The sequence below is a fragment of the Nocardioides marmoriginsengisoli genome (assembly GCF_003725695.1).
In the GTDB taxonomy this organism is placed as follows: Bacteria; Actinomycetota; Actinomycetes; order Propionibacteriales; family Nocardioidaceae; genus Marmoricola; species Marmoricola marmoriginsengisoli.
The window spans coordinates 226,133-239,364 of sequence record NZ_RJSE01000007.1; the positions used below are offsets into that span (position 1 = coordinate 226,133).

Annotated in this window: 13 protein-coding genes; 12 read left to right on the forward strand and 1 reads right to left on the reverse strand. The window is 71.6% G+C overall.

Going from position 1 to position 13,232, the window contains the following annotated elements; genetic code table 11:
• Positions 1-12: 12 nt before the first annotated feature.
• Complete coding sequence (locus EFK50_RS09755; protein ID WP_221177345.1) at positions 13-1,467, reverse strand: phosphoinositide-specific phospholipase C-related protein; 1,455 nt, start codon at positions 1,465-1,467, stop codon at positions 13-15.
• A gap of 167 nt (positions 1,468-1,634) precedes the next feature.
• Here EFK50_RS09755 and EFK50_RS09760 point away from each other — a divergent pair, with 167 nt between their 5' ends.
• The 12 genes from EFK50_RS09760 to EFK50_RS09815 all read left to right on the forward strand — a co-directional run bounded on the left by EFK50_RS09760 (position 1,635) and on the right by EFK50_RS09815 (position 13,226).
• Positions 1,635-2,756: an ABC transporter substrate-binding protein gene (locus EFK50_RS09760; RefSeq protein WP_123227385.1), complete on the forward strand. Its 1,122-nt coding sequence runs from the start codon at positions 1,635-1,637 to the stop codon at positions 2,754-2,756.
• Positions 2,757-3,653, forward strand: a complete 897-nt coding sequence (locus EFK50_RS09765) for an IclR family transcriptional regulator (RefSeq protein WP_123227386.1) — start codon at positions 2,757-2,759, stop codon at positions 3,651-3,653.
• Positions 3,650-5,272, forward strand: a complete 1,623-nt coding sequence (locus EFK50_RS09770) for a UGSC family (seleno)protein (RefSeq protein WP_123227387.1) — start codon at positions 3,650-3,652, stop codon at positions 5,270-5,272. Before EFK50_RS09765 ends, EFK50_RS09770 begins: the two co-directional genes overlap by 4 nt.
• Positions 5,269-5,523 (forward strand): hypothetical protein, encoded by a 255-nt coding sequence (locus EFK50_RS09775; protein ID WP_123227388.1) that lies wholly within the window; start codon positions 5,269-5,271, stop codon positions 5,521-5,523. The genes EFK50_RS09770 and EFK50_RS09775 overlap by 4 nt, the downstream gene beginning before the upstream one ends.
• The gene (locus EFK50_RS09780; RefSeq protein ID WP_221177346.1) at positions 5,520-6,356 is read left to right on the forward strand and encodes an ABC transporter ATP-binding protein; all 837 of its coding nucleotides are present in this window, start codon (positions 5,520-5,522) and stop codon (positions 6,354-6,356) included. The genes EFK50_RS09775 and EFK50_RS09780 overlap by 4 nt, the downstream gene beginning before the upstream one ends.
• Positions 6,343-7,224: an ABC transporter permease gene (locus tag EFK50_RS09785; RefSeq protein ID WP_123227389.1), complete on the forward strand. Its 882-nt coding sequence runs from the start codon at positions 6,343-6,345 to the stop codon at positions 7,222-7,224. The genes EFK50_RS09780 and EFK50_RS09785 overlap by 14 nt, the downstream gene beginning before the upstream one ends.
• Positions 7,221-9,317, forward strand: a complete 2,097-nt coding sequence (locus EFK50_RS09790; RefSeq protein WP_221177347.1) for an acetate--CoA ligase family protein — start codon at positions 7,221-7,223, stop codon at positions 9,315-9,317. The genes EFK50_RS09785 and EFK50_RS09790 overlap by 4 nt, the downstream gene beginning before the upstream one ends.
• Complete coding sequence (locus EFK50_RS09795) at positions 9,314-10,552, forward strand: CaiB/BaiF CoA transferase family protein (protein WP_123227390.1); 1,239 nt, start codon at positions 9,314-9,316, stop codon at positions 10,550-10,552. The genes EFK50_RS09790 and EFK50_RS09795 overlap by 4 nt, the downstream gene beginning before the upstream one ends.
• Positions 10,549-11,073 (forward strand): FAS1-like dehydratase domain-containing protein, encoded by a 525-nt coding sequence (locus tag EFK50_RS09800; protein ID WP_123227391.1) that lies wholly within the window; start codon positions 10,549-10,551, stop codon positions 11,071-11,073. The genes EFK50_RS09795 and EFK50_RS09800 overlap by 4 nt, the downstream gene beginning before the upstream one ends.
• Entirely contained in the window at positions 11,066-11,539 is a 474-nt protein-coding gene (locus EFK50_RS09805; RefSeq protein WP_123227392.1) for a hotdog family protein, read from the forward strand. Before EFK50_RS09800 ends, EFK50_RS09805 begins: the two co-directional genes overlap by 8 nt.
• The gene (locus EFK50_RS09810; protein ID WP_123228603.1) at positions 11,536-12,717 is read left to right on the forward strand and encodes a CaiB/BaiF CoA transferase family protein; all 1,182 of its coding nucleotides are present in this window, start codon (positions 11,536-11,538) and stop codon (positions 12,715-12,717) included. The genes EFK50_RS09805 and EFK50_RS09810 overlap by 4 nt, the downstream gene beginning before the upstream one ends.
• A 77-nt stretch (positions 12,718-12,794) precedes the next feature.
• Complete coding sequence (locus EFK50_RS09815) at positions 12,795-13,226, forward strand: Imm8 family immunity protein (protein WP_123227393.1); 432 nt, start codon at positions 12,795-12,797, stop codon at positions 13,224-13,226.
• Positions 13,227-13,232 lie beyond the last annotated feature (6 nt).

The following is a 13,232-nucleotide window of genomic DNA, read 5'->3' on the forward strand; positions in this document are numbered from 1 at the left end:
AGCGCGGCAACCTCAGCCGACGGTCTGATCCACCCAAGCCCCGGCCGGCGCCACCGCGTGCAGCGCGGAGTTCTGGTTGCCGGCCCGGGGGACGTCGAATGTCGACCCGATCGCCGTACAGGCGGCCGGTGCGGCGGCGAAGGTCACCGGCGGGGTCACCGTCCAGGTCCCGCCGTCCTCGCACGCTGCCGGGTGCACCTCGGTGCACGGCGCCGCGACCCACCGACCGTCGGCACCCTGCAAGGCGCAGCCGCCGCCGGTCGCGCTCGGTTCGTCGGGAGCCCAGCTCCAGAGCGTGGACTGGATCCGGCCGTCCTCGGGAAGCAGCTGGTCGAGGCCGAAGACGTTCACTCCGCAGTTCGTCATCGCCTGCACCTTCGCCGGGGTCAGCGCCTCCGGGTCGACCGGCTTCCGGGTCGGGTTCAGCAGGGTCGAGACCAGGGTGGTGTCCTCGAAGTAGCGGACCAGCTTGGTCGCGTAGACGCTCGGCCCGTACGTCGCGTCGCAGGTCGGGAAGTCCCGGTAACCGGAGGTCGAGCCGCTCTCGACGTGGACGGCGTTCCAGTCGAAGACGTTGCCGGACCAGCCCGGGGCGCACGATCCGACGAGAACCACGCGGGCGCCGCTGGCGCGGACGTCGTCACGGGAGACCGACGTCGGCAGCGGGACGCACCCGTTCGCCGCCTTCTGGGAGGCGTCCGGCTTGTAGATCAGGCTGGATCCGTTCGGGCGCTTGAGCACCTGGTCGAGGGTGCTGATCGTCGAGGCGTAGGCGGCGGCGTTCTTCAGGTTGTCCTCGAGGTAGAGCAGCACGACCTCGTCGTCGTTGCCGGGGGCGTTCAGCCAGGTGGCGATCTCCGGGAGCACCTTCGCGAACGTCGGTTCGGTGGTGCAGCCGAGGTCGTACGCGGTCGGCGGCTGGCCGTGGCAGACGGTGACCGCGCGGCTGCCCAGCAGGCCGAGGATCCGCGGGATGTAGTGCAGGTCGAGCTCCAGGGCCCGGACGTCGATGTCGAGCTGCTGGGTCAGGGTCAGCTGCTGGTTGGAGTCGGCGTGCGAGAGCGTCAGCGAGTTGGCCAGACTGTTGAACGAGTTGTGGGTGCCCAGCCACTGCGCGTCCCCGAACGGCAGCGAGTCGCCGAGCCGGTACTGGAACTGCGCGGTCCGGTGCACCCACGAGGCGCGGTAGGCGTCGCGGGCGGCCTGGGTGACCCGGTGCGCGAGCGGCAGCACGCAGAGCGCGTCCGGGATGCCGACCCGCCGGCACTCGGTCGCGAGTGCGTCACCGACCTTGCCGAGGGCGACGCAGGGGATCGCGATCGGGCTGATCGCGTCGCAGGGGGCCGTCGGCGAGGGGGCTGTCGGCGGTGGTGCGGTCGCCCCGGCGCTTCCGGTCGACAGCGCGATGGTGACCAACGATCCGACCGCGATCGCGGCGGCGGCACTCTTCATCCGGGTCCAGGGCATGGGTCACCTTGGCACCGACGCACCCCTGGGAACGGGTAAATCCGGGAAGTGCAGAACGTGGGGATTAGTCGTGTAACGAAGGTTTCGTCGAACCTCTTGACCACGGGATGTGACCCACGTTACCGTTCCATTGTAATCGATTGGATGTATATACAACCGGAGGCAACATGCGACGCAACCGTCTCGTGCTCGGGGTCAGCGCGCTGTCCGTGCTGGCCGTCACCGCAGCGGGGTGTGGTTCGGATTCAACCTCGGACGCCGACGGCGCCGAGTTCGAGATCAAGCCCGTTGCGGGGTGCACGACGGGGTGGACCGACCCTGCCGACCTGTCGCCGACCCGGAAGGCCGCCCGGTGCGACGCCGGAGCGCCGGCGCCGCAGCCGCTGGAGAAGTCGACGAAGCTGACGATCGCGATCACCAACAAGTCCGCCGAGCTGATCGCGCCGCTGGTCTGGGGTCAGAAGCACGGCGAGTTCGAGAAGGAGAACCTGACGCTCGACATCAAGGTGATCCCGCCGGCGGACGCGCTCAACCTGCTGGCCAGCGAGAAGATCGACGCCTGGCTGTCCTCGCCGGACGCCTCCTTCCACAACGCGCTCTCCCAGGACTACGACCTCAAGTGGGTCAGCGGCAACTACTTCGAGTCGTCCGAGTCCAAGAGCGGGCTCTGGGCCAAGGCCGAGAACGCCACCAAGCTCGACGGCGCCAGCGTCGGCTCCGCAGCCGGACCCGGCAGCGTCATCATGCTGCCGATCGCGACCGCGCTCGAGGAGGCCGGCGTGTCCATCAAGGACGTCAAGGTCCAGCAGCTCCCTTCGGCCGACCAGATCACCGCACTCCAGAACGGCGGCACCGACGCCTCCTGGCTGCTGACCCCGACCTGGGCGCAGGTCGCCGACGACCCGGCGTACACGTTCATCGGCGGCCAGCCGGCCGGCGAGCCGCTCGGCGGATTCATCTACGGCAAGGAGCTCCTCAAGGAGAACCCGGACGTCGGCCGCGCTCTGCTGCGGGCCTACATCCGCACGGTCAACACCACGTTCTCCGGCGACTACAAGAAGGACCCGGCCCTGGTGGCCGAGCTCGCCGAGCTGCTCGAGGTGCCCGCGGAGACGCTGTCCGCGTCGCCGTCGCTGATCATCGACTGGGAGATCCGGAAGGGCACCTCGGAGCGGTTGCAGGAGATCTGGCACGACCTCGACGCGCTCAGCTACGACGACACCATCCCCGAGTCCGAGGTCGTGGACCGTTCCTTCTACGAGGCCGCCGTCGGCCACCAGGGGAGCTAGGTGCCACGCCGATCCGGAACGACCGCGCGCGTCGTCGCGGTCCTGGAGTTCCTCACCGATCGCCCGGACGAGACCTTCGGGCTCTCCGAGCTCGCCCGTGAGCTCGACATCAACAAGGCGACCCTGCTGACCGTGGTGACCACGCTCATCGACGCGGGCTGGTTGCTGCAGCACCCGAAGCGGAAGACCTACGGGCTCGGGCCCCGGGTCATCGCCGCCGGTGCCGCGGCGAGGCAGCGGTTCCCGGACACCACGCTCGCCCGCCCGCACCTGGAGCGGGTCGCGGCCGACCTGGGCTGCGGCTGCGTGATCGTGGGGGTCTCCGACGCCCAGATGGTCGTGCTCGACCGGGCCGGCTTCGCGGACCCGCTGCACGGGCTCACCCGGCTCGGCGTCCGGATGTCGTTCGCGCCGCCGTACGGGCTGGCGCTGGCGGCGTGGTTTCCGCCGGAGCGGTACGAGGTGTGGCAGGCCAACGCCACCCCGTCGGTCGAGTCCGCCGAGCGGGCGGTCCTGCGCGAAGCGGTGCGGCTGGCCCACGAGCGCGGGTTCGTGATCGGCGGCGACCTGCCCGCCGGCCACGAGCTGGACCGGTCGGTGCACGACCTGCGGCTCTCCTCGCACGACACCGACCCGGCGCTGCTCGCCGAGCTCGGCCGCGCGCTGCGGGCGACCGGCTACTACCTCGGTGAGCTCCAGGACGACGACAGCTATCGCGCCAACCACGTGTCGGCGCCGGTGCGGACCACGACCGGGGTGCCGGAGATCGCCCTGATGGTGCCGCTCTACTCGGGGGAGACGAAGGGTTCGCAGCTGGCGGCGATCGGCGCGCGTCTGGCGGAAGCCGGCGCGCAGATCGCCGAGGAGATGGCCGCGGAGGCGGCGGAGGGACGATGACGGTGCACGAGACAGGGCAGCTGATCGAGACGGGGATCGACGTGGTGAGCCCGCTGGGCATGGTGGCGCGCGAGGCATCCAGCGTCGCGCCGTCCCCGCCCGGGCGGGAGGGCCTGCAGGTCGCGCTGGTGAGCAACGGGAAGGCGAACGCGACCGAGCTGCTGGACGCGGTCGCGCTCCGGTTGGCCGACCTGCTGCCCGGCCTCCGGGTGGTGCACTACCGCAAGCCGTCGGTGAGCGTGGCGCCCACGGACGAGGACCTCGAGCAGATCATCGCGACGGCCGATGCCGCGGTCGCCGCGATCGGGGACTGCGGCTCGTGCTCCTCGCGGACGATGCGGGACGCGATCGAGCTCGAGTGGAGCGGGGTCCCGTCGGTCGCGATCGTGGCCGACGCCCTGCTCGGACCGGTCGAGTTCATGCGCAAGCTGTCGGGGATGCCCGACTACCCGTTCTGCGTGACCGAGTTCCCGGTCGGCAACCTGACGCCCGAGGAGCTCGGCGAGCGTGCCCGGGTGCTGGCGCCGCGGATCGTCGAGCTGCTCTTCGAGGGGCGCCCGGACGGAGACTCCGCGCGGCCCCGGGGAGCCGTCGAGCCGGTGCCGGCCGTGCCGCCCGCCGACAGCACCCGGTCCTACCGCGGTCACGAACCCGCCCTCACCGACTTCTACCAGCAGGGCTGGACCGACGGCCTCCCGGTGGTGGTCCCGACCGTCGAGCGGGTCGAGGAGATGCTCGCCGGAGCGGGGCTGACCGGTGACGAGGTGATCTTCCAGGTGCCGACCCGCAACAGCCTGACGGTCACGACCCGGCTCGCGGCCGCCAACGCCGTGATGGCCGGCTGTGGCCCCGAGCACTTCCAGCTCGTGCTGGCCGCTGCTCGCGCGCTCGGCCGGCCGCAGTACAACCTGCACGGGCACACCGCCACCCTCTCCGGGGCTCAGCAGGTGATGGTGGTCAACGGACCGATCCGCCACCGCCTCGGAATCAACAGCGGCGAGGGTGCGCTCGGGCCGGGCACGCGCGCCAACAACGCCGTCGGGCGGGCGCTGCGGCTGATCATCCGCAACGGCTGCCGATCGGTGCACGGGCAGTTCGACCGGTCCACCTTCGGCCATCCCGGCCGGTTCTCCTGGTGCTTCGGCGAGGCCGAGGAGAAGAGCCCGTGGCCGTCCCTGGCTGTCGAGCTCGGCCAACCCGCCGGGACCGACACGGTCTCGCTCTTCGCCTCGGTCTGGCAGGCCTCGACGATCAGCCACACCCGGGACGCCGAGCAGCTGCTCGACGAGATCGGCCTCGGCGCCCGGACCGGCTGCCACGTGAACTGGCTGCACCAGGAGGTCGCGAACGACTCCAGCTTCTTCGCGGTCCGGCCGTTCGTCTTCGTCGTCGGCCACCAGCACGCCCAGGTCCTCGTCGACGGCGGGTACGACGACAAGCCCCGGCTCAGCGCCGCGATCTACGACCGGCTGGTCCGGCCCGACGACACCCTCCGGCCGGCCTCGATCGCCGACCCGGACAACGTCCGGATCGTCTACGTGCACGGCACCGGGATGCAGCAGACCTGGTTCTTCGCGCCGTTCCAGAGCCACGAGCTGACCCTGGAGCCGGTCGGATGAGCGCCGACGTCGCCCTGGTCGACGACGCGGTCCGCAGCATCGCCGACGCGTTCGCCGCCGACGGCTACCAGCTGAAGGTGCTGGCCGCCGATCCCGCGGTCAGCCTGCGCATCGACGCCCTCGGGGACGTCTGCGCCGACTGCCTGGTGCCCGAGCCGGTGCTCGTCGCGATGGTCAGCCAGGCCCTCGCCGAGACGCCCGCGGCCGGCCGTCCGATCCAGATCCAGTACCCCGGGGAGGGAGTCCAGTGACCACCACGCTGTCCCGTACGGCGGAGCGGACCGGCAGCGTCCAGGTCCGCGACGTGCGCCGGACCTTCGGTCGCGGCCGCAAACAGGTCGAGGCCTTGGGCCCGGTCGACCTGGACGTCCGCGCCGGGGAGTTCGTCTCGATCGTCGGGCCGTCCGGCTGCGGCAAGTCGACGTTGCTGCGCGCGATCGGCGGCCTGATCCGTCCGACCTCGGGACGGATCGAGCTCGACGTCGTCGGGGACCATCCGCTGGCGATGATCTTCCAGGACTACGGCATCTACCCGTGGAAGCGCGTCCTGGACAACGTCCGCTTCGGCCTCGACATCCAGGGCGTGCCCCGCCGCGAGGGTGACCTCCGTGCCCGGGACTGGCTGGAGCGCCTCGGCCTCGGGGACTTCGCCGGCTCCTGGCCGCACGAGCTCTCCGGCGGCATGCGTCAGCGGGTCTCGATCGCGCGGGCGATGACCGCCGACCCGGAGATCCTGCTGATGGACGAGCCGTTCGCGGCGCTCGACGCCCAGCTGCGCGCCCTCCTCCAGGAGGAGCTGCTCCAGATCAGCCAGCGCGATCCGCGCACGGTGCTCTTCGTGACGCACAGCCTGGCGGAGGCGATCCTGCTCGCCGACCGGGTCGTCGTGATGAGCGCCCGCCCCGGCCGGATCCTGCTCGACCGGCAGGTGCCGTTCGGCCGCCCGCGCACCCCCGACATCCGTCGCTCGCCGGAGTTCGCCGAGCTCGAGGACGAGCTCTGGCAGACGTTGCGGGCGGAGGTCACCGAGCAGCTCGGGACCCAGCGCGAAGCCCTGGGAGGTGCCTCCGATGGCAGTCGTTGACCAGGCCAGTCCGACCTCGACGCCGGCCCGCGGCCGCACCATCGTGCGGCAGCCGAGCCGCGCCGAGCTGGACCCGGAGCGCACCCACCGACGGCGCCGCCTCCTCGAGACCGCGCTCGCGATCGGCGTCCCGGTCTGCCTGCTGCTGCTCTGGCAGGCCGCTTCCGCATGGAACTGGATCGACGGCCGGCTCTACCCGGCGCCGACCGAGATCGGCCGGCGCGGCTGGGACCTGATCACCGAGGGCACCCTGTGGCACGACCTGTTCAGCACGTCGCGGAGGGTCCTTCTCGGGTGGGCCCTCGGCAGTGCTGCGGGCGCGGTCCTCGGAGTCCTGATGGGGTCGTCCTCGCTGCTGCGCAAGGCGCTCGAGCCGACCCTCGACGCCCTGTACGTCGTCCCCAAGCTCGCGCTGCTGCCGATCCTGTTCAACATCTTCGGCCTCGGCGAGGGCTCGCAGATCGCCCTGGTCGCGATCACGGTGTTCTTCTTCGTCTGGATCGCCACGATGGCCGCGATCATGTCGGTGCCCGAGGGCTACCGCGACGGCGGCCACGTCTTCGGGGCGGGCCGGTGGCAGATGTTCCGGCACGTGGTCTTCCCGGCGGCCGCACCGCAGATGATGGTCGGGGCGCGAGTCGCCGCCGGTGTCGCGGTGCTGGTGATCGTCGCGGCCGAGTTCCTGGTCGGCGAGGACGGTCTCGGCTACCTGATCTTCAGCTCGCGGAACCTCTTCATCAACGACGCGATGTTCGTCGGCATCGTGGTGGTGGCCCTGCTCGGCGTCCTCTTCGCGCAGGTGCTCCGCCTGCTCGAACGGGTACTGCTGCCCTGGGTCGACCACCGTGACGGAGGCTCCGGGCAGTGACCCTCGACCACTTCTTCCGACCACGCTCCGTCGCCGTGGTCGGAGCCTCGGACACGCCCGGACGACCGGCGGTGATGAACTGGCGGATGCTCCGTCGCTGGGCTGAGGCGGTCGGCGCCGACATCCATCCGGTCAACCCGAACCGCGAGACCGTGGACGGGATCCGCTGCGTTCCCGACCTCGACGCGCTCGACGCCCCGGTGGACGTGGTGGCCGTGCTGGCGCCGGATCCCGAGGAGAGCGTGCTCGCGGCCGGACGCAACGGGGCGGGCTTCGTCGTCGTCTTCAGCGCCGGGTACGCCGAGACCGGTCCGGACGGGGCGGCGGCCCAGGAACGGCTGGCCGAGCTGGCCCGGAAGGCCGGCGTACGACTGCTCGGTCCGAACACGAACCTGAACGCCTTCGAGCTCTTCCGGACCGATCTCGACGGGCCGAGCATCGCGTTGATCTCGCAGAGCGGCCACCAGGGCCGGCCGCTCTTCCTGCTCCAGGAGAACAACGTCGCGGTGTCGCACTGGGCACCGACCGGCAACGAGGCCGACCTGGAGTTTGCCGACTTCGCGCACTGGTTCGCCGGGCGCCCCGAGATCGGTGCGATCGCCGCCTACGTCGAGGGCTTCAAGAGCGGCGAGTCGCTGGCCGCGGCTGCACGTCGCTGCACCGAGACCGACACCCCGCTGGTGCTCGTCAAGGTCGGCCGTTCCGAGGTCGGAGCCCGTGCGGCCGGCAGCCACACCGGCAAGCTCGGCGGTTCGGACCGGGTCGCCGAGGGGTTCTTCCGTCAGCACGGCATCATCCGCGTCGACGCGCTCGACCAGCTCGGCGACACCGCGACAATGCTCGCGCGAGCCACCGCGCCCCGCAGCGACGGGGTGGCGATCTACTCGATCTCCGGCGGCACCAATGCGCACCTGGCGGACCTCTGCGCGGACGCCGGGCTGCGGCTGGCGCAGCTGTCGGAGGAGACCGTGCGGCTGCTGCGCCAGTGGATCCCGGACTACCTCGAGGTCGCGAACCCGGTCGACTGCGGCGGTCACCCGGTCGGCGACGAGCGCGGCATCCAGATCCTCGACGCGCTGGCGGCCGATCCCGACGTCGGCGTCCTGGTCTGCGCGATCGCGGGGCCGTTCGCCCCGCTCAGCGATCTCCTGGTGGCCGACCTGGTCGCGCTGGCGGACCGGGTCGAGATCCCGGTCTGCGTGATCTGGGGCTCGCCGGTCGGCACCGAGCCGGCGCTGCGCGACGTGCTCTACGGCTCGTCCCGGGTGGTCACCTTCCGGACCTCCGGCAACTGCGTCCGGGCGCTGGTCGCCTGGCGGGACTGGCACCACCACCGTGTCCGGTACGCCGGCACCGCGCAGCCTGCGCACGCCCCGGCTCGTCCGGAGGCACCCGGGCCGACCACCCGGCGGGTGCTCTCCGAGCACGCCTCGAAGGCCCTGGTCGCGGCAGCCGGGATCCCGGTACCGCGCGAGGTGCTGGCCCGGAGCGCCGACGAGGCGGTGGCCGCCGCCGCTAGCCTCGGTGGACCGGTCGTCCTCAAGGGGTGCGCCGAGGGGCTGGCGCACAAGAGCGAGCTCGGCCTGGTCCGCCTCGGCATCGCCGGTGCCGAGGAGCTGCGTGCCGAGGCGATCCGGATGAACGCCGTGCTCGCCGACGGGTACGCCGGCCCGGACACAGGGCTCCTGGTCGCCGCGCAGGTCGACGGCGGTGTCGAGCTGGCGATCGGCCTGGTCCGGGACCCGGTCTTCGGGGCCGCGGTGATGGTCGCGGCCGGTGGTGTGCTGATCGAGCTGGTCGACGACGTCGCCTTCCGGGTCGCGCCGTTCGGCCGCGACGATGCCGCCGCGATGGTCGACGAGCTGCGCAGCGCCGTCCTGCTGCACGGGCACCGCGGGTCCGCTGCCGTCGACGTGGAGGCGTTGCTCGACGCGATCATGGCGGTGCAGGCGCTCGCCGGCGACCGCCCCGACCTGGTCGAGCTGGACCTCAACCCGGTGCTGGTGCGTGCCGAGGGCGTGGTCGCGCTCGACGCGGTGGCGACGGTCGCCGAGCCGGTCGCGCGGACGACCCCGGCGGAGGCGCGCCGATGAGCGCGGTGCTGGCCACCAGTGTGGACCCGGCGGCGCTCCGCGGACCGCTCAGCGGCCTTCGCGTCCTCGCCGTCGAGGGCATGCAGGCGCTGCCGTACGCGACCCAGCTGCTCGCCCGGCTCGGCGCCGACGTGATCAAGATCGAGCGACCCGGGACCGGGGACACCGGGCGGGCCTCCACCCCGGGCATCACCGACCCCGAGGACCGGTGGGTCGGGGCGACGTACCTGCGCAACAACCTGAACAAGCGCAGCCTCGCCCTGGACCTCCAGTCCGAACGCGGGCGCGAGCTGTTCCTCGAGCTCGCCGGCCGGGTGGACGTCGTCGCGGAGAACCTGCGCCCCGGCGCGCTGGAGCGGCTCGGCCTCGGGCCGGCGGCGTTGTGCGACCGGCTTCCCGGACTGGTCTACCTCTCGGTCTCCGGGTTCGGCGCGGACCCGGCGTCGCCGTACCGGTTGCGGCCGGCGTACGCCCCGGTGGTCGAGGCGATGTCCGGGATCTACGACTACGCGGCCGCCGACGGGAGGCCGCCGCGGGTCAGCCCGATGGGCGGCGTCGGCGACATCGGGGCCGGGCTGTTCGCGGTCGTCGGCGTCCTTGCGGCGCTGCGCGAGCGGGACCGGACCGGAGCAGGCGGCGTGGTGGACGTGGCGATGTTCGACTCGATCGTCGCGATCACCGACATCGTCACGAACTTCTGGTCGCTGGGTCTCGAGGGCGGTGGACCCGAGCTGATCTCGCAGTCGTGCCGCGCGGTCGACGGCTGGTTCGTGATCCAGGTCGGCCGGGAGCAGCAGTTCGCCGCGCTCGCTCGTGCGGTCGGCCGCCCGGAGTGGCTCGAGGACCCGCGCCTGGCCGACCGGAGCGGCTGGGTCCGGTACTTCGAGGACCTGCTGCGACCGGCGATCGAGCACTGGGCCGCGGAGCTCACCCGGGCGCAGGCCTGCGCGCTCCTCTCCGAGGTGGGCGTCGCGTCGGGGCCGTGCCTGCGGGCCGACGAGGTTGCTGACGACGAGCACCTCCGGGTGCGGGACATGCATGCGTCGTACCGGCACCCGGGTGAGGACCGGCCGGTCCTCGTCCCCGGCAACCCGATCAAGTACGACGGCTTCGCGCCGGAGCCCGACGCCCGGGTGCCGTGGCTCGGCGAGCACACCGACCACCTGCTGCGGACCGAGCTCGGCCTGACCGAGGACGAGCTGGTCGCGCTGCGCGACGAAGGAGTCATCGGATGACGACCGTCCTGGAGGATCACGGTTTCCCGTACGACGTCGAGCTGTTCGAGGAGGACGGCCCGGTCCTGATCGAGCGCGGGCAGGTGCAGACGCTGTGCGCTGCCGTCGAGAACGGGAACCCGCTGTTCTGGGACGACGAGGTCGCGGCCGGGCTGACCGGCGGCCCGGTCGCCCCGCTGACGATGCTGTCGGCCTGGTTCCGCCCGCACCACTGGGAGCCGGGTGCCGCGGAACCGCTCGTCCCGCTGGCGCTGCACTTCGCGCTGAAGGAGCGGCTCGGGCTGCCGGAGTCGGTGGTCGCCGCCAACACCCTGACCTTCCACGACCCGGTCCGTCCGGGGGACCGGTTGCGCACCTGCCAGGTGCTCAAGTCGGTCAGCGACGTCAAGCGCACCCAGCTCGGCCAGGGCCGGTTCTGGGTGATCGAGGTGCGCTACCGCAACCAGGACGACGCCCTGGTCGGCACGGACACCTACACGATGTTCAGCTACCGGACGCCGACCGGAGCCGACCATGACTGACCTGTACGCCGGCCAGGTGAGCGTCGAGGACCGGCTGCCCGAGCTGCGCCACCAGGTCACCGCCAGCACGGTCGTCCTCGGCGCGCTGGCGACCCGGGACTGGCGGCCGATGCACCACGACCGCGACTTCGCGATCCACCACAACGGCATCCGCGACATCTTCCTGAACACCCCGAGCCAGGCGGCCTGGTTCGAGCGCTACCTGACCGACTGGACGGGACCGCGCGGACGCTTGGCCCGGCTCACCTTCGCGATGAAGGACTCGGTCTTCCCCGGGGACCTGATGACGTTGAGCGGGCGGGTGACAGGTCTTGCCACCGACCCGGTCGGGTGCGCCTGGGCCGAGGTGGAGCTCGCACTCTCGGTGTCGGGAGCGGTGCGCACGAGTGCCAGCGCGCGGATCGCGTTGCCGGTCGACCGGTCCGACAACCCGTGGGCACGGCGCGGGGAGCGGTGGTGTCCATGAGTGCCGGCCTCCTCGCCGGCGTACGGGTTCTGGAGAGCTCGCTCCTCGAGCCGGCCGCCCTCGGGATGCTCCTCGCGGAGCTGGGCGCCGACGTGATCAAGGTCGAGCCTCCCGGCGGTGACTACGTCCGGGAGATGGCGTGGCCGATCGTCGAGGGGGTCTCGCTGCTGCACTGGCACGTGAACCGCGGCAAGCGCAGCGTCGAGCTCGACCTGCGCACCCCCGAGGCCGTCGAGACCTACCTCTCCCTGGTGGAACGCAGCGACGTGGTGATCGAGGCGATGCGTCCGGGCGCGCTCGACCGACGAGGCATCACCCGGGAGGTCCTCTTCGAGCGCAATCCGTCGCTGGTGATCTGCCGGGTCTCCGGCTGGGGAGCCAGCGGCCCGAACCGGGACCTTCCCGCGCACGGCATCGGCTTCGACGCCTGGGCCGGACTCGCACCGCCGCAGACGGGTGCCGACGGCTTCGTCCGGATCCCCGAGCACACCACGGTCGGCATCCGGGTCACGCCCGTCTGGGGAGCGTTCGCGGTCAGCGCCGCCCTGCAACGCGCGGCCCGCACCGGTCAGGGGGCCGAGCTCGACCTCGCCCAGGGAGACGTCGCCGCAGCCACCAACTGGTACGCCGTCGAAGGAATGCGCGCGTACCTACGCCCCGAGTCCGAGGTCACCGGCAACCCGGCCGACGGTGGCGAGCGCCGCGCTCCCGGCACCGCGGGGATGTCCGAGTCGGTGCGCTACCAGTACTACCGCTCGTCCGACGGGCACGTGCTGCTGATGGCGTCCGAGCAGGAGTTCTGGCGCAACTTCTGCGTCGCGGTCGACCGTGCCGACCTCTACGAACGCCACCCCGGACGCCGGTACGCCGACCACGCCCGAGGTGATGTCGGCCTCCAGCGCGAGCTGCAGGAAGTTTTCGAGAGCCGGACCACCGCCGAGTGGGTCGCCCTCGGCGCCGCCGCCGACTGCCCGATCGCCGCTGTCAACGACGCACTGTCCCTCGCCGAGGACGCCCACTTCCAGGACCGGTTCGACTGGCTCCCGTCGGAGCGGATGGGGGCCGACCTGCTCTCCAACCCGATCCACGTGCTGGGTGAGGAGGCGCCGGAGGTCCGGGTCGCGCCGGGAGTCGGTCAGCACACCGACGAAGTCCTCGCCGAACTGCGCCTGACCTAAGCCGTCGTGACAACACGAGAGTTTGCTGGTTGCCTGAGCGAATCCTTGAGTTCAGTGCGGACCTGGTCGGAGGACACATGTCAGAAGGTCGAAGCTCCCGAACGGGCGACGTTCACGCTGTCATACACGACATCGAGGTATTCGACATCCATGAACCAGGCGACTCCGGCACCGAAGGAGGATGCTTCTGCTACGAGGTGACCGCCACGGTCGGACATGTCGGTTCGCGCGGCGGAGACCACTTCATCGTGCGGGTCTGTTCGCCGAAATACGTCGCCAATCACTGGCAGGAGGTCAAGGGCATGTGGGGCCTGGTGCCGATGGTCAAGGGTGACGGCGAGGTCGTCTCGGGCACCGGCTTGTGGTTGACGGAGCAGTGGGACGAGGACGCGGTCACCGAGGCGATCAGGGCACTGGTGGCGCGGTCGAGCCCGGGTTCGACCTGGGCGGAGATCGGCGCCCGTATCGGCAGGTCGACGACCTGGGAGTTCGAGTACTACCGCGACTAGCTCGTC

What these genes read in the sequence shown, in the direction of transcription:
- EFK50_RS09755 (WP_221177345.1), bottom strand. Translation starts at nt 1,467, where the DNA reads ATGCCCTGGACCCGGATGAAGAGTGCCGCCGCCGCGATCGCGGTCGGA.
- EFK50_RS09760 (WP_123227385.1), top strand. Translation starts at nt 1,635, where the DNA reads ATGCGACGCAACCGTCTCGTGCTCGGGGTCAGCGCGCTGTCCGTGCTG.
- EFK50_RS09770 (WP_123227387.1), top strand. Translation starts at nt 3,650, where the DNA reads ATGACGGTGCACGAGACAGGGCAGCTGATCGAGACGGGGATCGACGTG.
- EFK50_RS09775 (WP_123227388.1), top strand. Translation starts at nt 5,269, where the DNA reads ATGAGCGCCGACGTCGCCCTGGTCGACGACGCGGTCCGCAGCATCGCC.
- EFK50_RS09785 (WP_123227389.1), top strand. Translation starts at nt 6,343, where the DNA reads ATGGCAGTCGTTGACCAGGCCAGTCCGACCTCGACGCCGGCCCGCGGC.
- EFK50_RS09795 (WP_123227390.1), top strand. Translation starts at nt 9,314, where the DNA reads ATGAGCGCGGTGCTGGCCACCAGTGTGGACCCGGCGGCGCTCCGCGGA.
- EFK50_RS09800 (WP_123227391.1), top strand. Translation starts at nt 10,549, where the DNA reads ATGACGACCGTCCTGGAGGATCACGGTTTCCCGTACGACGTCGAGCTG.
- EFK50_RS09805 (WP_123227392.1), top strand. Translation starts at nt 11,066, where the DNA reads ATGACTGACCTGTACGCCGGCCAGGTGAGCGTCGAGGACCGGCTGCCC.
- EFK50_RS09810 (WP_123228603.1), top strand. Translation starts at nt 11,536, where the DNA reads ATGAGTGCCGGCCTCCTCGCCGGCGTACGGGTTCTGGAGAGCTCGCTC.
- EFK50_RS09815 (WP_123227393.1), top strand. Translation starts at nt 12,795, where the DNA reads ATGTCAGAAGGTCGAAGCTCCCGAACGGGCGACGTTCACGCTGTCATA.